The sequence below is a fragment of the Streptococcus equi subsp. zooepidemicus genome (assembly GCF_015689395.1).
GTDB classification, from domain to species: Bacteria; Bacillota; Bacilli; order Lactobacillales; family Streptococcaceae; genus Streptococcus; species Streptococcus equi.
In genome coordinates, this window is the sequence record NZ_CP065054.1 from 1,548,604 (window position 1) to 1,568,052 (window position 19,449).

General features: G+C 41.9%; 17 protein-coding genes. 7 read left to right on the plus strand and 10 right to left on the minus strand.

Going from position 1 to position 19,449, the window contains the following annotated elements:
- Window position 1: 1 nt before the first annotated feature.
- From I2432_RS07320 to ccpA, 3 genes are all read right to left on the minus strand, one after another.
- Window positions 2–1,000: an LTA glycolipid anchor biosynthesis glycosyltransferase, IagA/BgsA family gene (locus I2432_RS07320; RefSeq protein WP_126436925.1), complete on the minus strand. Its 999-nt coding sequence runs from the start codon at window positions 998–1,000 to the stop codon at window positions 2–4.
- A gap of 296 nt (window positions 1,001–1,296) precedes the next feature.
- A complete protein-coding gene (locus tag I2432_RS07325; protein ID WP_206158694.1) occupies window positions 1,297–2,772 on the minus strand; it encodes an alpha-amylase in 1,476 nt (491 codons plus the stop codon).
- 69 nt (window positions 2,773–2,841) lie between these two features.
- Window positions 2,842–3,843, minus strand: a complete 1,002-nt coding sequence (gene ccpA, locus I2432_RS07330) for a catabolite control protein A (RefSeq protein WP_012516008.1) — start codon at window positions 3,841–3,843, stop codon at window positions 2,842–2,844.
- A 173-nt stretch (window positions 3,844–4,016) separates the two neighbouring features.
- On the opposite strand from ccpA, the gene I2432_RS07335 reads away from it, so the two are divergent.
- A complete protein-coding gene (locus I2432_RS07335; RefSeq protein ID WP_138119585.1) occupies window positions 4,017–5,102 on the plus strand; it encodes a M24 family metallopeptidase in 1,086 nt (361 codons plus the stop codon).
- Between the two features lie 173 nt (window positions 5,103–5,275).
- Here the strand turns inward: I2432_RS07335 and I2432_RS07340 are convergent, their stop codons facing one another.
- Together I2432_RS07340 and I2432_RS10435 are read right to left on the minus strand one after the other, a co-directional pair.
- Window positions 5,276–6,859 carry an ATP-binding cassette domain-containing protein gene (locus I2432_RS07340; protein ID WP_138119587.1) on the minus strand — a complete coding sequence of 528 codons (1,584 nt, stop codon included), beginning with the start codon at window positions 6,857–6,859 and terminating at the stop codon, window positions 5,276–5,278.
- Window positions 6,860–6,882: 23 nt separating this feature from the next.
- Window positions 6,883–7,017: a hypothetical protein gene (locus I2432_RS10435; RefSeq protein ID WP_282957526.1), complete on the minus strand. Its 135-nt coding sequence runs from the start codon at window positions 7,015–7,017 to the stop codon at window positions 6,883–6,885.
- Between the two features lie 79 nt (window positions 7,018–7,096).
- Here I2432_RS10435 and I2432_RS07345 point away from each other — a divergent pair, with 79 nt between their 5' ends.
- The 3 genes from I2432_RS07345 (at window position 7,097) to I2432_RS07355 (ending at window position 9,918) form a co-directional block, all read left to right on the plus strand.
- On the plus strand, window positions 7,097–7,948 hold the full coding sequence (locus I2432_RS07345; protein WP_206158695.1) for a helix-turn-helix domain-containing protein: 852 nt from the start codon (window positions 7,097–7,099) through the stop codon (window positions 7,946–7,948).
- 260 nt (window positions 7,949–8,208) lie between these two features.
- Window positions 8,209–8,877 (plus strand): NAD(P)H-dependent oxidoreductase, encoded by a 669-nt coding sequence (locus tag I2432_RS07350; protein WP_014623212.1) that lies wholly within the window; start codon window positions 8,209–8,211, stop codon window positions 8,875–8,877.
- A gap of 114 nt (window positions 8,878–8,991) precedes the next feature.
- Complete coding sequence (locus tag I2432_RS07355) at window positions 8,992–9,918, plus strand: glycosyltransferase family 2 protein (protein WP_138119591.1); 927 nt, start codon at window positions 8,992–8,994, stop codon at window positions 9,916–9,918.
- A 286-nt stretch (window positions 9,919–10,204) separates the two neighbouring features.
- On the opposite strand, the gene smpB is transcribed toward I2432_RS07355, so the two are convergent.
- The 4 genes from smpB to rpmG all read right to left on the minus strand — a co-directional run bounded on the left by smpB (window position 10,205) and on the right by rpmG (window position 13,514).
- Window positions 10,205–10,672 carry an SsrA-binding protein SmpB gene (smpB, locus tag I2432_RS07360; protein ID WP_012677607.1) on the minus strand — a complete coding sequence of 156 codons (468 nt, stop codon included), beginning with the start codon at window positions 10,670–10,672 and terminating at the stop codon, window positions 10,205–10,207.
- Between the two features lie 2 nt (window positions 10,673–10,674).
- The gene (gene rnr / locus I2432_RS07365; RefSeq protein ID WP_206158696.1) at window positions 10,675–12,999 is read right to left on the minus strand and encodes a ribonuclease R; all 2,325 of its coding nucleotides are present in this window, start codon (window positions 12,997–12,999) and stop codon (window positions 10,675–10,677) included.
- An 86-nt stretch (window positions 13,000–13,085) separates the two neighbouring features.
- Window positions 13,086–13,322, minus strand: coding sequence for a preprotein translocase subunit SecG (gene secG / locus I2432_RS07370; RefSeq protein WP_012516015.1), 237 nt, complete (start codon window positions 13,320–13,322; stop codon window positions 13,086–13,088).
- A 45-nt stretch (window positions 13,323–13,367) separates the two neighbouring features.
- Window positions 13,368–13,514, minus strand: a complete 147-nt coding sequence (rpmG, locus tag I2432_RS07375) for a 50S ribosomal protein L33 (protein ID WP_012677605.1) — start codon at window positions 13,512–13,514, stop codon at window positions 13,368–13,370.
- Between the two features lie 496 nt (window positions 13,515–14,010).
- Here rpmG and I2432_RS07380 point away from each other — a divergent pair, with 496 nt between their 5' ends.
- Window positions 14,011–15,834 (plus strand): thioester-forming surface-anchored protein, encoded by a 1,824-nt coding sequence (locus I2432_RS07380; RefSeq protein WP_206158697.1) that lies wholly within the window; start codon window positions 14,011–14,013, stop codon window positions 15,832–15,834.
- Between the two features lie 108 nt (window positions 15,835–15,942).
- On the opposite strand, the gene I2432_RS07385 is transcribed toward I2432_RS07380, so the two are convergent.
- Window positions 15,943–17,513, minus strand: a protein-coding gene (locus tag I2432_RS07385; RefSeq protein WP_206158698.1) for an IS3 family transposase whose coding sequence is annotated in 2 segments (ribosomal slippage) — window positions 15,943–16,868 and window positions 16,868–17,513 — 1,572 coding nt in all. Because the reading frame shifts where the segments join, the coding sequence is not laid out codon by codon here.
- A 319-nt stretch (window positions 17,514–17,832) separates the two neighbouring features.
- On the opposite strand from I2432_RS07385, the gene I2432_RS07390 reads away from it, so the two are divergent.
- Entirely contained in the window at window positions 17,833–19,362 is a 1,530-nt protein-coding gene (locus tag I2432_RS07390) for a thioester-forming surface-anchored protein (protein WP_249093173.1), read from the plus strand.
- The gene (locus tag I2432_RS10345; protein ID WP_231196290.1) at window positions 19,362–19,436 is read left to right on the plus strand and encodes an LPXTG cell wall anchor domain-containing protein; all 75 of its coding nucleotides are present in this window, start codon (window positions 19,362–19,364) and stop codon (window positions 19,434–19,436) included. Before I2432_RS07390 ends, I2432_RS10345 begins: the two co-directional genes overlap by 1 nt.
- Window positions 19,437–19,449 lie beyond the last annotated feature (13 nt).

A 19,449-nucleotide genomic window follows, 5' to 3' on the forward strand; every position in this document is an offset into this window, starting at 1 on the left:
CTTATAACTCCATTACTTTTTGATAAATAGCCACTAATTGATGAGCAATCCTATCAAGGCTGCGCCCCTCGGCGACACGATAGCCTGCCTCTGTTTTGTTGCTTTCCCCTGAAAGAATGCGTCTTAAGGCTGCAACAAAGCCTGAGGTATCATTTGCCAACTCAGCACTGTCTTGATCAATCCAGCCCTCATAGACTGGTATATCGCGTAAAACAAGATGCTGCCGGCTGGCTAAGGCTTCGAGAACCACAATGCCTTCTGTTTCCTCACGACTTGGGAAGAAAAAGGCGTCAGCCCCAGTCATAGCCCCCTCATACACATCTCCCTTGATATAACCAGGGAAGATCACATTATCGGGGTGCTTACCGTTGACAATCTGGCGGACACGAGCAGGAATAACCCATTTATTGGTATCACCAAACCAGATAAACCGAACATCTGGCATCATCTCAGCAACCTTAACAAACTCATCAATCCCTTTTCTAAGAAAGAAAAGCCCCGCTCCCATGACTACCTTCTCACCCTCTTTGAGGTTAAAATAACGACGAAAGGCAGCTTCTTTGTCAGCATTAGCACCATATTGCTCCAAATCAATCCCATTAGATACTGCAAAGATAGGGGTCTTAATCCCGTAATGCTCAATTAAGGCTTTAGAATAAGGGGTCGGTGTGATAATGGCGTCCGCCTTATTGTAAAAGCGACAGAGATAGGCTTTGAATAAAGGAGACACTAGATTTGAAAAAATAAAGGAATTTCTAAAATCCTCCTCTGTCGAATGCCCATGCATAATCACCTTTTTGCCGGCCTTTTGAGCCTTTGACATCAAAAGCCAGCTTTTAAGCCCATAGGTATTGAGATGAACCAAATCATAGTCGTCCTTTGGATCAGTGGTGAACTCCTGTCCCACAAGCGATAGGGCCTTTGCCTGATGCTTAATCGCTCGCCCGATACCTGATTTTCTTAAATAATTTTCTGCTTCTAAATACAATAAGACTTTCATACTGTCTATTATAGCCTATTTTATGGTATTTTTCACTAAGAGAGTTAAAAATCAGCCCTGAGACTGATTTTAGATCATAACCTCTCCTACACCTATCCTCAGCTCAAAAATGCTTTTAATTCCTGATTTTGCTGTCATCAAATGGCTGATTTTGGTAATATCAGCTGCACCAAGATCGTAAAAGCTCCAGCTCAGGACTCACGTATTAGCCCTTTCAAGAAAGCCTCCCACCTTTCTCACTGACCAAAAAAGCCAACAAGACCTGGCTTTTTCTTCTAACTAAGCTAGCCTATCTGCTAAGCTTCTTCTTTTGGCTGTGCTTTTTGTAACACCCAGGCTGAGATAGATCCTGCTGCTGCCTTGAAATCTGCCCAGCCATCCTCAGCAACAACAACAGTCTCTTGACAATGTCCTAAGAAATCATAAAAGGTTTGACCAGCATAGGCTTGACCAACCTCCATACGCTTCCAGCCTGCATCGCCATTAGACAAAACAACTGCCAGAGGCTGAGGGTGCTGATCATCTCCTAAGCAGGTCCAGCCGATACAATTGGCATGATCAAAGTAATCAATCTGCTCCCCATAGACCAGCTGCTGCCTGAGCTCTGCCATTTTTGTGATAACCCCTTTAAAGCTTTGCTGAGGGTAGTCTCCAGAAATACCATAATAATCACCATAAAAAAGACAGGGCTTGCCCTCTTGCCGCAAAAGAATCAGACCATAGGCTAAGGGCTTGAACCATTCCTCAACAGTTGACTCTAGAGCTTGTCCTCTTTGGGTGTCATGGTTTTCAACAAAGGTAACAGCAAGGTCTGGCCGACTAGCCACAAGACTGCCATCAAAAATAGTGGTCAAATCAAAATCAGCTCCCTGCTGGCTAGCATTAAAAAAGGACATGTGCAGCGCAACATCAACTAGAGCAAACTGAGCCTTCGTTGCTTCGAGGTAATCCTCCATAGATTCCTGATCAGACTTCCAGTATTCTCCAAAAACCTCTAAATCAGGCTTTAGCTGGGTACGAATATCATTGATAAAGGTCTGAATAAAATAAGAATCAATATGCTTCACAGCGTCTAAGCGAAAGCCCTCAATACCAGTTGTCTCAATAAACCACTTGGCCCAATCCTGTAAATTTTGGATTACCTCAGGGTGCTTGAAATCCAGGTCATTGTACATTAGATAATCAAAATTACCATGCTCATCATCAATAAGCTCATCATTGGCCCAGCCCTTGTTATCACCGGTGATCATGTAAATACCTGTCTCATTAGACCTGGCGTCATAATCCAATCCCGTAAAATGATACCAGTGCCATTTAAAGTCATTATAGGTATTTTGTCTACCGGGAAAATCAAAGCCTGTCCAGCCTTCAATCTCATAGGGCTCTGTGAGAGGCTGCTGACGGTTCTCTGGATTCATTTTGATCACAGAAAAGCGTTCCTTGTGATCACCATTAGCCTTATGGTTCAGCACAACATCAGCAATAGGCTTTATATTTGCCTCTTTTAGGGCTGCAATCAGCTGCAAATAATCCTCTTTGCTGCCATATTTTGTGCTGACAGTCCCATTTTGGTCAAACTCTCCCAAATCAAACAAATCGTAAACACCGTATCCCACATCGTCAGAGCTAGTGCCCTTAAAGGCAGGCGGTAGCCACAGCTGACTAACCCCTAGCTGCTGCAGCTCAGGAATACTGCTTTTCAGCCTTTGCCAATGCTTTGCATCAGCAGGTAAATACCATTCAAAGGCCTGCATTAATAGTTGATGACTCATCTTAACCTCCTAAAAAGGACAAACCAGAAAACTCCCAGCTTGTCCTCAAAGCTGCCTAAACAGGCAGAACTATTTTGTTGTCCCACGCTTTTTAATGCCATGGTTCAATAAAATTTCTTTTTCTTCTAATTCTTCCTTATTCATGATCTTAGTGAGCATACGCATGCTAACAGCACCCAAGTCATAGACTGGCTGACTGATAGAGCTCAAATTTGGACGTGTGTACTGAACGACTGGAGAATCATTGCTTGTGATAATCTCAAAGTCCTCTGGAACACGCTTGCCAGCTTCAAAAAGACCATTCAAAAGGCCTGCTGCCAGCTCGTCCTCTGCAACATAGGCAGCTGTCGCTCCGGAATTGATCACACGCTGAGCCAGCTCAAAGCCTTCCTTATAGGAATAGTTGGCTTCAAACACCAGACCCTCTTTAAAATCAAGCTTGTTCTTCTTGAGTCCGTCCTTGTAGCCAGCCAAACGCACCTTTCCATTGATATCATCAATGAGCGGCCCTGAAACAAAGGCAATGCTTTGGTGGTCTTTAGCTAAAATGTCCACAACATCAGCAACAGCCGCCTTATAATCAATGTTAACACTTGGCAGTTGATGATCCAGATCAACCGTTCCTGCCAGAACAATTGGCGTACGCGAACGAGAAAACTCTGCACGAATCTTGTCAGTCAAGTGATGTCCCATGAAAATAATGCCATCAACCTGCTTTGCAAAGAGGGTATTCACAACATTGACCTCTTTATCGTCGTCCTCATCGCTTGAAGCAAGAACGATATTGTACTTGTACATAGCAGCAATATCATCAATTCCCTTTGCCAGGATAGAAAAATAGCTATTTGCAATATTAGGAATCACAACACCAACTGTTGTTGTCTTTTTACTTGCAAGACCACGAGCAACAGCATTTGGACGATAATCGAGACGATCAATAACCTCTAAGACCTTTTTGCGGGTATTTTCCTTTACATTTTTGTTACCGTTTACAACTCGACTAACTGTCGCCATTGAAACTCCCGCTTCGCGAGCAACATCATAAATCGTGATTGTATCATCTGTATTCATTCTTCATCTTCCTTTCTAACTGAAAATGACGCTTTCAAAAAGTATTTTAGCATGATTTGTAACCACTTTCAAGTATTAACGGTTGATTTTTGAAAAAGTTTTCAAAAATTCATAATAAGCTTGCTTTTTTAAGTATTTTTTGGAAAAATAGAAGGCAGAAAGAAGGTTTATCTATGACTAAATTAGATCAAATTCGTTTGTATCTTAATCAGGAAAAAGCTGAGCTTGCTATCTTTTCTGATTCTGTAACGATCAATTACTTAACTGGTTTTTTATGTGATCCTCATGAAAGGCAGATGTTCCTATTTGTCTATCATGACAAGGCTCCTGTTTTGTTTGTACCAGCTTTAGAGGTTGCAAGGGCTGAACAATTGCTGGACTTCCCTGTTTTTGGCTACGTTGACTCTGAAAATCCTTGGGAAAAAATCAAGTCTGTCCTACCAAGCACAGCAGTAAAGATCATTTACGCTGAGTTTGATCATTTGAACATTACCAAGTTTCAAGGGCTGCAGAGTGTCTTTTCAGGACGCTTTGACAATCTAACCCCTTACATTCAAAGAATGCGGCTCATCAAGTCTGCTGACGAAATTCAAAAAATGCTGGTTGCTGGAGAATTTGCCGATAAGGCTGTCAATGTAGGCTTTGATAATATTTCACTTGACGTCACTGAGACAGATATCATCGCTCAAATCGAATTTGAAATGAAAAAACAAGGCATCAGCAAGATGAGCTTTGAAACGATGGTTTTAACTGGTAACAACGCCGCAAACCCACATGGTATTCCAGGAACCAATAAAATCGAAAACAATGCCCTGCTGCTCTTTGACCTTGGTGTTGAAACATTAGGCTATACTAGCGACATGACGCGTACAGTTGCCGTTGGAAAGCCAGACCAATTTAAGCTTGATATTTATCAGCTTTGCTTAGAGGCTCAGCTAACTGCTCTTGATATGATTAAGCCAGGAGTGACTGCAGCTCAGGTAGATGCCGCTGCTCGCCAAGTGATTGAAAAGGCTGGCTATGGCGACTACTTCAATCACAGGCTCGGTCATGGTATCGGTATGGACGTTCACGAATTTCCATCAATCATGGCTGGCAATGACCTGATTCTTGAAGAAGGCATGTGCTTCTCAGTTGAGCCTGGTATCTATATCCCAGGCAAGGTTGGGGTTCGTATTGAGGACTGTGGTCACGTGACTAAAGACGGCTTTGAGCTCTTCACTCAAACACCAAAAGAATTACTATACTTTGAAGGGTGATAGGAGACTTAAAAAGCCCGAAACGAAACGTCTCAGACTCTAACATCTAAAGCAACAGCACTTGGTCTGTTGCTTTTCATATTACAGGCTATTTTCTCACAAGGAAAAGTCAAAGCACCCCTTGATGGGAAATCAGAGGGGCAAAAGCTATTTGTGCTAAGCTCAAAAGCTGATCAAGAGCACCTGACTAGCTTTTTATCCTTTAGATGATAAATGCAATCATAAGCTTTTACATCATATTTATGAGCTATCTCAATCATGGTACAGGGGAGTGAATAGAGTAACTCACGAATCTCTCTGGCGCTTTCTTTGTCTAGGGCAGCTGTGACCTCATCAGCCAACAAAATCGGTTTTAGTCTCAGCAAACAACGTGCAATTTCTAGTTTCATGATTTGCCCGCCAGAGAGATTTTGCCCATCTAGATGGAGATCAAGATCCTCGTTTAACTCATTCCAAAGATGAACCTGCTGTAATATCTCCTTTAAGCGCTGGTCCGAATAATCCTGAAACAGCGTGAGATTATCTCGCAAGCTTCCTTCAAATATGTAGGGCCTTTGATGTATCAAAGACACAACATCATAGGAAGGAAAATAGCGTTTTCTATTGGCAGCTTCAAAATAAATAGTTCCAGAATAATCCTTATCCTCACCACACAAAAGAGCAAATAAAGTGGATTTCCCACTACCACTGGCTCCTGTTAGCAAGGCTTTATCCCCTGCTGGAATGTGGCCATCTGTCCTCTGAAAAATAAGCTTATGATCAAAATGCTTATGTAGCTTCTTAAAATAGACATCAAGTTTGAGACCATCTGTAGGGACTAAGGCTTGATGTTCTGTTTCTTCCTCTAGAGCCAATAACCTAACCATCTTCTCTTTGATTGCGGTTGCAGACTGTAAACTCGAAGTGGCTTCTAATAATTGTTGCAAGGGAGAGACAAGATTCGTAGAAGCTGTCATCATAGCAATGAGAGTTGTTAGTGATAGACTTGAATAGCTCATCACCAACAGACCAATAATAAGAGGCCCAACCAAGCCAATCCCTTTTAATGGACCAGTCCAAAACATTACCAGATTGTGGGTAGTATAATAGCTATATTGCTTGTCTTCCATATGCTGAATCATTTCTAACACATGATGAGCAAAAGCTTCGTTGGCTTGATTACTCTGTATCGTGTCTACCCCCTTAGTAAAATCAGTAATACTGGCCAGGCTTTTCTCCCTCGCCTGACTAAGCTCTAAGCCTCGTGATTGAAGTAAGTGATTGAACACAAACTGTGGAATAATCATCAAAAAGCCACCAATAGTAAAAGCAATACCAATGTAAATATCCTGCAAAAGAAGGTACAAGACAGAGGCTAATATAGATAAGCCAAAAACAGGATAAATGAATAAGGGGACCAAATACTCCTGCCAAAACATAGGAATATCTTGTGTCAAAAACGAATTTAAGGCTGAAGTAGAGTAGTTGAGCTGTTTATGATAAAAATGATATAAAGCCTTCTTTGCAATAAGGCAATTAAACGCTCTAACCATAGAACGTGCTAAAATGTTATTAAGATACATGCACGTATAAATAAAGACAAAAAAAGCTATGCCTCCAAGACCAAAAAGCAATACCATTCCTTTATTGTTCATATCAATTTGCCCTGCTATCTGAATTAATACTGATAACAATAGTCCCTGCAAGGAATAGAGCAAAGCCAATAAGCTATACAAGAAAAGCTGCCATTTTGAAATGACTTGTAAAATACTTTTCATATCAATCACTCCTCACCTGAAACCTAAATGTATCGCTCTCTTGGAAAGTATAAACGAAACATCCTCATACACCAATCATTTCCACCACAAACTAGATTCTTGACTGTTAAATCAAGCTCTTGATCAAAATCATGTTCTCTGATTTCTTGAACAACCATTGGTTCTCTCCTTTCATTCTTACTATTTCTAGTATATAATGGGAAAAAATACGAAAGGAAAAATTTCGGAAATCCGGATATGAATATCAGAGAGAAATTTAAAGCAATTCGTAAACAAAGAAGACTATCCTTAAAAACGCTTGGTAAAATAGCTGGCTCAGCCACTAGTATTTCTGACTTCGAAAATGGAAAAACGAACCTTTCTAATGATGTTTTATTGCAGCTTTTAGGCTTTATGATTGTTGAAATAAACGAGCTATTCGAATGGGAGGATTTTCACGAAAAGGAATTGATTGAAGCCATCAAGCAAATCGAACTGGCAATAAAATCTAAACATATTCCTACTCTATCTCAGCTACAGCAGGACTTTCAAAGTCTATCTAAGACAAAGGGACAGTATATTTACCACATCATCTCACTGATCCTAACCATCACCATTGCAGAATATCAAAACAAAGAGATCGATCCACACATCATGTCTGAGCTAACAGACTACTTCTTTTCCTTGGAGTATTGGACTAACCTTGATGTCGGCCTACTAGGAAACATCGTCCACTACATGACAACAGATGCCCTAATCTTATTGACAAATGACATCTTAGAGCATACGCCTCAAGCACTCCGAAATAACCTAGATCGTATTAGGATCGATACTGTATTAAACTGTCTTACTGTCTTGATTAATCGTAAAGAGAGGAAGGCAAGCAGAACACTTCTTAAATTATTATTTAACAAACATTATCCTAATTACTTTGCCTTTGAAAAGCTCTATTTACATGAATTACAAGCAGTCTATGATTTTAACTGGAAAGATAAAGAACAGGCGCTTGCAGCTCATCACGTCATACTGGCTACCATTTCATTACTATTTACAGCTGATGAAGCCAAAGAATGGGACAGCTTCTTTCAAGAAAGTACTAGCTCTTTGTAATACTCCAGCTCATACACTAAAGAAAAGCAAGGATAATCACATAAAAACTAATCACATCACTTTGCCCTGCTAGCTGAATTAGCTTGGGTCATCTCTTATGCCCAGCAAAATATCATCTAGTCTCAGCTTTCTTCCAAAGCTTCTTGTCTCTCTGGGCTTGCAAGCTTTTGATGGCTTAAGAGGCACAAGCATTAACAAAGGCTAACAAATGCCTGTAAAAATATGCTATGATAGGGGTAACAAAAACCTAGGAGGTGCTTATGTCACACAAATCCATTCATCAACAGCTTAGAAATGCTTTTTCTTTTCGGACAGCGGTACGCGTCTACAATGACCAAAAAATAGCCAAAGAAGACTTAGACCTGATTTTAGACGCTGCCTGGCTCAGTCCTTCCTCTATCGGCCTTGAGGCCTGGCGGTTTGTCGTTTTAGAAAATGAAGCTGTCAAGCATGAGCTAAAGGAGGTCTCTTGGGGAGCAGTCTATCAGTTTGAGACAGCTAGTCATATGATCCTTTTAATCAGCGAAAAAAACGCCAGATATGATGGCGCTTCTATCAAGCAAAGCTTATTGCGCAGAGGCATTACTGACGAGCAAGCCTTGGCCAGTCGTCTGGCATGCTACGAAGCCTTCCAAAAGCATGATATGAAAATAGCAGATAACCCGCGCGCACTTTTTGATTGGACTGCCAAGCAAACCTATATCGCACTTGCTAATATGATGACCACTGCTGCTCTTATGGGGATTGACTCTTGTCCGATTGAAGGCTTTGACTATGACAAGGTAAATGCTATCCTAGCAAAACATGGGATTATCAATCCTGATACCGAGGGTATTACTAGCATGCTGTCTTTAGGCTATCGCCTGCGCGATCCCAAACACTCACAAACCAGAAAGCCCAGAGAAGAGGTTATTTCCTTCTTTAACTAAGCCCCTTTTGCCATTGCTCCCAAAGAAAGTGCAAAGACAGTCCTTTGCCTTTTCTTTTTCATAACTGTCGAATTATGGTACAATGTGTCAAAAGACCTATGGAAAGTGATGCCTATGACATTATTATCTGTAATTATCCCCTGCTTCAACGAAGAAGACACGATTATTCCTTATCTTGAAGAAATGAAGCAAATCGAAGCGGCTATGACCAGCCAATTAGCCTTTGAATATCTTTTTATTGATGATGGCTCTACAGATCAAACCCTGAGCGTGCTAAGAGAGCTTGCGGGGCGCTTCTCTAATGTGCATTACCTCTCCTTTTCACGACATTTTGGCAAGGAAGCTGGACTATTAGCCGGCCTAGAAGAGGCAAAAGGAAGCTATATTACGGTGATGGACGTTGACCTTCAAGACCCACCAGAGTTGCTCCCTCTGATGTATAGCAAACTACAAGAAGGCTTTGACGTGGTGGCCACAAAAAGACAGAGCCGACAAGGAGAGCCTGCTATCCGTTCCTTTTTTGCCAAGCTTTTTTACAAACTGGTCAAGCATGTCTCTAACACAGAAATCGTCGATGGGGTACGTGATTATCGCTTAATGACAAGACAGGTAGTGGATAGCATTTTAGAGTTGGGAGAGGTCAACCGCTTTTCCAAGGGGATTTTTTCTTGGGTTGGCTACAAGACTGCCTATATTAGCTTTGACAATCGTAAGCGGCAGTACGGCAAAACCAGCTGGAACTTTCTTGAGCTTTTGAACTACTCGATAGACGGCTTTATCAATTTTTCTGAGATGCCTTTAACCATTGCTACCTGGACTGGAACGCTTAGCTTTTTGCTATCCCTACTGGCCATTTGCTTTATTGTTATACGCAAGCTGCTTTTTGGTGATCCGGTTTCAGGCTGGGCAAGCACTGTATCCATTATGCTGTTTATTGGCGGTATTCAACTATTTTGTATGGGCATTATTGGAAAATACATTTCCAAGATCTTCCTTGAAACTAAGAAAAGACCCGTCTACATCGTCAAGGAAAGGAAATGACAGAGCAATCATCAAGGCCCCTATCAGCCACCAATGAGGCCGATAAGGACTGGTTGCCCTCATCATGACAAGCACGACAAAAAGACTTGATGGTCCCAATCAAAACCATCAAGTCTTTTTTAGTATGTGACCTTGCGTCTGCCTCGCACCTAAAAAGACGAGATAATGTCATAACCACCCGTCTATCTACTGACCCCCAAAAAGTTGGACAATTTAGTTTTAAGCAAGGGATTTAGTTCTGTATTGCACAGGACTTAATCAAGGCCATCAGCTTGTAAACAGACGCTTAGCGGCGGTTCACACTCTTCATCACACGTCGAATGTCACGATCCTGCTCGCGTCGCTTGATGGACTCACGCTTATCATAATCATGCTTACCCTTGGCAAGTCCAATTAATACCTTTGCAAAGCCGTCCTTTAGGTAAACCTTTAGAGGAACCAAGGTCATGCCTGTGCCCTTTAGCTCATCTGCCAAATGCTGAATCTCACGCTTTTTGAGCAATAATTTGCGCGTGCGCTCCGGATCAGCATTCCAGATATTTCCCTGCTCAAAGGGAGCAATATGAACATTGACCAACCAGGCCTCACCATTCTTGATTTGGGCAAAGCCGTCCTTGAGCTGGATACGCGCGGCACGAACACTCTTAATCTCCGTACCGGTCAACACAATTCCAGCCTCAACTGTCTCAACGATATGATAGTCATGACGAGCCTTTTTGTGTTGCGCTAATACATTACCTTCGCCTTTTGCCATGCTTAACTCCTTTTACGACCTTTCTTTTTAGCAGCTTTTTGGTAAAATGGTTTCTTTGCTTTTTTTCTTGTCTTCTGCTTTGATTTTGGCTTTGAGGGCTTGGATTCCTTGCTCCTGCTAACCCTTGAAGCAGCCCGTTGCCGAGACTGTCGTCTAGACTTGACTGACTTAGTAGTCTTTTCAATTACATCATAGTCACTGGCCAAGTATTCAAAATCAATCTCGCCAGTTTCCTTATCAGCCCTCATGAGCCGAACTCGAATGGGCTGACCAGCTCTAAAGACCTTTCCTGAGCGCTCCCCATGTAAGGATAGGGTTCTTTCATTGTAATGATAATACTCAGGCAAATTGGTAATATGCACCAGCCCTTCAATTGTATTTGGCAGCTCCACAAACATACCAAATTTGACCACGCTAGCAATCACACCATCAAAGACATCACCGATATAGGCAGCCATATACTCTGCTTTTTTCATCGCCTCAACCACACGCTCCGCGTCAATTGCACGACGCTCTAGCTGAGAGGACGATGCCGCCAATTCTGGAATAACCTGAGCAAAATGATCCACCTTCTCCTGCGTGATCTGATTGTATTCTCGAATCATGCGGTGCACCAGTAAATCAGGGTAACGACGAATCGGGCTGGTAAAATGCGTGTAGTAGTCTGCTGCTAAGCCATAGTGACCATGATTATGCTCAGAATACCTAGCCTGCTGCATAGAGCGCAGCAGCATCATATTCAAAACCTCTGCTCCAGGACTTCCTTCTACCTTTGCCATAAAGGCCTGCAAGGCTTCTTGAGAAATCTTATTAGCAGTTCCCTGAATCTGAATCCCAAAGGCACTAGCGTAATCAATAAAGGTCTGCAATTTCTCTGCCTTTGGCTCCTCATGAACCCGGTAAATAAATGGCAAGCCAGCCCTTGAAAAATGCTCAGCAACACATTCATTTGCTGCCAGCATAAAGGACTCAATCAGACGCTCTGCCACACCTCGCTGACGCAAAACCACATCAACCGGCATGCCCTTATCATTGACAATAATCCTAGCCTCCTGCGTGTCAAAGTTCAAGGCCCCACGCTTCACACGCATCGCCTCTAAGATCTGATGCAGCTCAACCATAGTACTCACATCATCAGCAATTCTATCAAATTCCCTAAGCGCCTCACTGTCACCTGCAATCATCTGATTGACCGCGCTGTAGGTCATTCTAAAGGTTGTGTTAATCACTGACTGACACAGCTGATAATCAACCACATGTCCCTGATGATCAATCTCCATGATCGCTGACTGGGTCAACCGGTCAACCTTTGGATTGAGAGAGCAGATACCATTTGACAACCGCTCCGGCAGCATTGGCACCACACGATCTGTCACGTAAACAGAGGTCCCGCGCGCAGCTGCCTCACGATCCAAGGCTGACCCTTCCGTCACATAGTAGGACACATCTGCGATATGAACCCCAAGCTCAACGTTTCCATTGGCCAATCTCTTGATATGGATGGCGTCATCTAGGTCTTTAGCATCAGCACCATCAATAGTGATGGTCGTTTCTTTGCGCAAATCAACACGCCCCATAAGATCCTGATCACTCGGAGCATCTGGAATGGCATTGGCCTCAGCTAGAACGTCATCTGGAAACGCCGATACAATATCCATAGATTCCAAAACCTCCAGCACATCAATGCCGACATCATGCTGATGCCCAATAATATCACACACAGTCCCTACAAAATAATCCTGCCCAGCCTTAGGGTATTGCACAATATCAGCCTTAATGATTTCAGTACCATCTAAGGCAATTGGAGATTTTGCGATATAAATCCTCTGTTGAATCCTTTGATTTTTCGACTTGATGTAGCCAGCATACTTAGGGTGATCATCATCTAAAATAACCCTACCAACAACCGTCTTTAAAGAGCGCTCCACGATAGCTACCACGCGAGCCTCTGCTGCTGTAGCCTTAAGCCGATTAGCTGGTTTTTTAATAACAGCCTCAACCCTATCGCCATCACTAGCATACCCCACATCATCACGACCAATAAAAATGTCGTCCTCATTGTCATCAACCGACAAAAAGCCAAAGCCAGCCTTATTGGCACGAAAAATACCTTGAACCCTTATCTCTGGCTTTTTTTGCTGTGGTGCTCTAAGAAACACCTCACCCTCATCTGAAAAAGACAAAAGTCCCTTGCCTTCCATTTTGGAAATGGCTTTAATCAGGCGAGGAAAGCTCCTCGCATCAGTCATCTCTAGTGCAGCCGCCAAATCATGAATATTTGATTGGCCATGCTCCTTTAAATAATTCGTAATGTTCTCTATCATCATACCTATCTTCTATTTCTAACACCATGCTTGATGGTTGTGCTCATTGATAAAAAAATGAGCTAGACTAACTCTGTCAAGCTCACTCCTTATTTACTTGATAAAATGGCAAGCACCAATGCAATCCCTAGCCAAAAAAACACTAGAACTGCTGTAAAACGTTGCATAAAAGCTTCAAATCCACGAGCTTTTGTACGTTCAAACAAGGCCTCTGAACCGCTGCTATCAAAAACATTGCTACTAGGATTTTTTTGTGGCTGCATAAAGATAGCAATCACAAGCAATACTGATAATACTAGCAATATCGTAAGTAGTAAGTCGTACATGTTAATTCCTCCACTGTAGTCTCACTCATTCTAACACAAAACCAACTAAGATTCAACATGCAGCGTTACTTTTCTCTCCTTAGGACAGTATTTAGGAACCTTAATCTTCTCAGGGTGACTTGTTTTATTTTTACTGGTCAAATAATTTTTGCTACCGCAATGGCTGCACTCCAAATGAATCTTTACTCTCACATCATTTCCCTAATCTTACTATATTTTATCAGCGTCATAAGGCTTCAAATCACCCTCAGCTTCTTTGTCAAAGGCATCTCTAGTTATTATAGCATATTATCAAGCAAGAAAACAAACTCAGGACTTTAGGCAAAAAAGGCTTAAGCGCCAGCCAATAAACGTTCCAAGGCTATCGGGGAATATTTTTTAATGGTTATTAGAAACGATGAACAATTACCTAACAAAAGACTCCAAAATAAAGGTAAAAGACGAACGTTCACCTTGCTGCTCAGCTACCAAGACAAACAATCCTGATAGCATCAATTTTCTTTAGGCTCTTAGCAATTAGTTGCAATATCAGATAATTTTGAATTTAATTAAAAAAAAAAAAAAAAAACGAAACTACGGAGACCAATTATCAGAAAGCTATTCACAGCCTGCAAAAGGCATGCTAAAGTATTCTCTGGAAAAAGAAAGGCTTAGGAATGATTATTTCTAAACTAAAAGGAGAGAGACAATGAAAAAAACAATGAAGAAGATGCTAGCAGCCTCGACACTCTGTATCATCATGTCAGGCAACTTCATCAGCGGCTCAGCTAGAGTGTTGGCGGAGGAATATTATGGCTACGACGATGGTACAAAAGGACAACAAAATTGGCCAGCATTTTTATACGTAACACCAAAAAATAACCCAGAAAGAAAAACTGACACAAAGCACATCGTGTATTGTTTCAATAAAGATTTCAGCTATCCAGAACATTGGGAACTACAATTTCAACATCAACAACCAGATAAATTACATTTTCCACTACCTATCTATCATAAAGAAATAGGTACTGATGCATTTTTACAAAAATATTCTAAGCTAAAAAGCAGTAACTTATCATCAAAACTAGCAGTCCTTCTTGAACATGGGTATCCCAATAAAATATTAGATGGTTTGACTCCCGACCAAAGTCGACGCGTAACACAGTTAGCTATTTGGCATTTTACTGATGGTTATCCTACGGATAGGTTTAAAGATGGCTATAGTTTGCAAGATAAAGAAAACCAACACTTAAAAAGTTTAATTGATACTGCAGAAAAAAACAAAAATACATTATCCACCTATAACTTAGAGCTTTACACAACTTCTTCACTTACTCCTGATAAACGTAAACATTACCAACATCTTTTAGGCTCTGCTTTGATATCAAAACAGTCTAATCCTAGTAGTTGTTTTTGTCATAAAATTTACTTAAAAGAAGAAAATCGTAGTGGAGTACGAATTATCACCTATATTGATAAAAATGGTAATAATCAATATGACGAAAATTATGATGAGAAAATTCAAGAACAATTTATTAAACATGGTTTAGATGGACGACGTGGTCCTCAAGGCGAACCTGGAGAACGCGGACCTGCGGGGAAAAATGGTAAGAACGGTGAGCGTGGTCCTCAAGGTCCTAGAGGCGAAAACGGTAAGGACGGGAAACCTGGAATTCCGGGACCTAGAGGTGACAAAGGAGAAACCGGACCCGCTGGAAAAGACGGGAAAACAGGTGATAAAGGGGAACGTGGACCTCAAGGACTTCCTGGGCCCAAAGGTGAGCCTGGAATTCCAGGGCCTAAGGGTGAAGATGGAAAAGATGGTGCTCCTGGACATGACGGACAACCGGGGCCTAAAGGTGAAAAAGGGGATCCTGGTAAACCAGGCGAAAGAGGACCTAAAGGGAAACCTGGAATTCCAGGGCCTAGAGGAGAAAACGGTAAAGACGGTGCTCCTGGGCGTGACGGACAAAATGGTAAGGATGGACAACCTGGACCTAAGGGTGAAAAAGGGGACCCTGGGCAACAAGGCATTCCAGGACCTAAAGGGGACCCTGGACGTGATGGTAAAGATGGAGAAAAAGGCGAGCGTGGAGAGCAAGGACCTCAAGGCGAACGTGGAGAGCAAGGACCTCAAGGCGAACGTGGAGAGCAAGGACCTCAAGGCGAACGTGGAGAGCAAGGACCTCAAGGCGAACGTGGAGAGCAAGGACCTCGTGGGGAAAACCATACTCCTACCCCAGACCCAATGCCACAACCAGAACCACAGCCAATGCCTAATCCAGCACCTAAACCAATGGATCCTAAACCAGAATCCAAACCTGAACCTAAGCCGACACCTCAACCAGAAGTTAAGCCTCAGCCAGAGACTAAACCACAAAAACCAAACAAGCCATCAGCAATGGCTAGCCAACCAAGTGGCAAAGCACTACCAAAAACAAATGACACTAGCGGCTTAATGACTGTACTTGGAACAAGCTTACTCTCTCTTCTTGGACTAGGCTTCCTGGCAAAACGCAAAAGAAAACAATAACTAAAGCACTACCCATAGCCTTTTAATCATTGGCTATCAACTAGATGACAAAAAGCTTATCGTTTTATGAACTGCTCCCTGTCAAGTAGACAATGAAATAATAAAAGATTAAGCAACGGCCTTGTTCCTCACTTCAAGAGGGGCAAGGCCGTTGTGCTTCTCTTGAAATCGTTCGTTATTGTAAAAATAGATATAGTCATCAATATCATAAACTAACTCCTCAAACGTCTTGTAATCCTTCAAGTCATAACACTCCGTCTTAAAGTGACCAAAGAAGCTCTCAATTGGGGCATTGTCAATGCATTTACCAACTCGTGACATTGAACGTGTCATCTGATACTGTGTTGTTACCATGCGATATTCCCGCGACGTGTATTGGGAGCCTCTATCACTATGAAGCAATGGTGTGGCTCCTGAGTTAATCTCTATTGCCTTTCTTAGAGTTTCCATAACAAGTGGATTATCATTGTGCTTACTGATATGGTAAGCTACGATAGAGCCGTCATAAAGGTCTTTAATAGCACTTAAATAAGCCTTACAACCTCGTCCATACTGTAAGAAAGTCACATCTGTACACCATTTTTGATTAGGGGCATGAGCTGCAAATTCTCTATTGAGAATGTTCTCTTCGATATTCACAAAACTGGTTTTCGTGCAATAACCACGAGAACGACGGATAATTGAGGAGATACCAAGAATGCGCATTAGGCGACGAATTCGCTTCTTGTTATAAGTTGTTCCAAGTTTCCGATTGACAGCTCGCGTCATTCGACGATACCCTAAAATTCCCTTGCGTTTGGTATGAAGTTCCTTTATGGTTTTTAATAGTGTTCGATTTGTCTCCTCAGATGTCGTCTCTTTGTGATTAAGCCACTTATAATAACCTGATCGAGATACACCAATCAATTGGCATAACTGGCTAATAGAAGCTTCACTATGCTTATCGGAATAATCTTTAATAGCTTGAAATTCTTCTAAGTAACGTCCGATTCTTACCGTCGGTTTCTGCGTCTGATTTCTTCTAACTTTTTTAGCAATCCTACCTCCATTTCAAGGTAACGATTGCGTTCCTCTAACTGTTTGATTTTAAGCTGTAACTCTTCTTCCGGAGTAAGGTTAAGCTTACTTTCTAACCCTTTCCCTCTGCGGTCTAGAAGTCCTTGGCTACCGTCCTTCTCAAACTTTCTTACCCATGAATAAACTTGTTGGTAAGAAATACCGTATTTTTCAATAGCTGCTTGATAGTCCTTATCATGAGCAATGGTGAAGTTGACAATCTCAACACGTTCTTCAAAAGTGGTTTTTCGTCCTTGCTTCATACGACTTAGTCCTTTACTAGTGGTTTGTAATGCTTTATCACTAGTATACTGGTTTATCCAACGTTTGAGAACACTTTGACTAGAAATATGATATGTCTCAATAATCGTCTCTAAACTTCCTAAGTTGTTTAAATAGTCTTGTACAGCTTGTTCCTTCAATTTTTTACTGTATTGTTTCCAAGTTCGACTTTCTTTAAGACCATCTATGCCTGAGTTTTCGTATTTTCTAATCCACTTCTTGATAGTTGTACTAGCCACTCCATAAGAACTAACTAAGGTTGAAATAGATACTCCTTGTTCTTGATACAGCTGTACAAGCTCTAACTTTTCTTCTACTGATTTTGGGCTTCTCTTGGACATATGAAAACTCCTCCTATAGTTTCTAGTGAATTTTTGTTTTTTCACTGTCCACTATAAGGGGAGTATATCATTACTCCTAACGATAAGCTTTTTCGTATTCTCTATTACTTGGTCCCAATACTATTTTTCCAGCTTTAGGCTGGTTTTGTTAATCCAAAATAATATCAGACAATTTCCGTTTTAATTAAAAAAAAAAAAAAACGAAACTGCGGAAGCTAATTATCAGAAAATGATTCACAGCTTAGAGTCACCATGTTAAGCTATTCTACGGAGAAGAAAGGTTTGGGAATGACTATTTCTAAACTCAAAGGAGAGAAACATGAGAAAAACAATGAAGAAGATGCTAGCAGCCTCGACAGTCTGCATCATCATGTCGGGCAGCTTCATCGGCGGATCAGCCAGAATCATAGCCGAGCAGTATTATGGATACGATGACGGAACAAAGCCTGGTGAGAATTGGCCAGCATTTCTATACGTAACACCGACAGACCATCCTAAAAGAAACATTGATAAAAATCACTGTGTCTACTGCTTTAATAGACTAGATAGTTATCCAGAAACTTGGGAAGCTAGATTTCAGACTATGGATCCCAAAAAATTAAGTATCCCACTACCTACTTACGAAAAGAAATTAGGCAATAATCCTCTTTTAAAGGAATATTCTCAAAAACATAGTGACAATTTGGCATCAAAGCTGCTAAATATCCTTACAAATGGATACCCTTATCAAAAATTAGGAGACTTAGATGAGGAGCAAAGTCGTCGAGTAACACAGCTCGCTATTTGGCATTTTACTGATGGTTATCCTAAAGAACATTTTAAAAGTGGTTATAGCTTAACCGACTACGAAGATCAACAGTTGAAGAAATTAATTGATACTGCAGAAAAATCTGAAGCTACTTCAGCTACTTATAGCTTGGATCTTTACATAACTTCATCTTATACCCCTGATACACATAAACACTATCAGCACCTTCTTGGTTCTACTTTGATACCAAAAAAACCAGAGTCAGGTCCTAAGCCCCCAGGTGGAAAAAATCCGAAGCCTTTACCAGGTGAGGATGGGCAAACTAAATATCCAAAAGGAGAAAGTGGAGAAGCGGGTCCACCGGAAAAACCTAAACTTGACCCTGCGCCTAAACCAGAACCTCAGCCTAAGCCAGATCCTGAACTTAAGCCTGATCCTGAACCTAAGCCTGATCCTGAACCTAAGCCAGATCCTGAGCCTAAGCCAATGCCGGAACCTCAGCCTAAGCCAGATCCTGAACTTAAGCCTGATCCTGAACCTAAGCCAGATCCTGAACCTAAGCCAGATCCTGAGCCTAAGCCAATGCCGGAACCTCAGCCTAAGCCAGATCCTGAACTTAAGCCGGAACCTCAGCCTAAGCCGGAACCTCAGCCTAAGCCGGAACCTCAGCCTAAGCCGGAACCTCAGCCTAAGCCGGAACCTCAGCCTAAACCGGAACCTCAGCCTAAGCCGGAACCTCAGCCTAAGCCGGAACCTCAGCCTAAGCCGGAACCTCAGCCTAAACCGGAACCTCAGCCTAAGCTGGAACCTCAGCCTAAACCGGAACCTCAGCCTAAGCCGGAACCTCAGCCTAAGCCGGAACCTCAGCCTAAGCCGGAACCTCAGCCTAAACTGAACCTCAGCCTAAGCCGGAACCTCAGCCTAAGCCGGAACCTCAGCCTAAACCAATGCCTAAGCCTGAGCCTAAACCAATGCCTAAGCCTGAGCCTAAACCAGCGCCTCAACCAGAGGTTAAGCCTCAAAAACCAACTAAGCCATCAACCATTACTAGCCAATCTAGCGGCAAATCACTGCCAAAAACAAATGACACAGGCAGTCTAATGACAGGACTTGGAACAGGCTTACTCTCTCTTCTTGGATTAGGCTTCCTAACAAGACGCAAAAGAAAAGACTAAGACACTAAAAGAT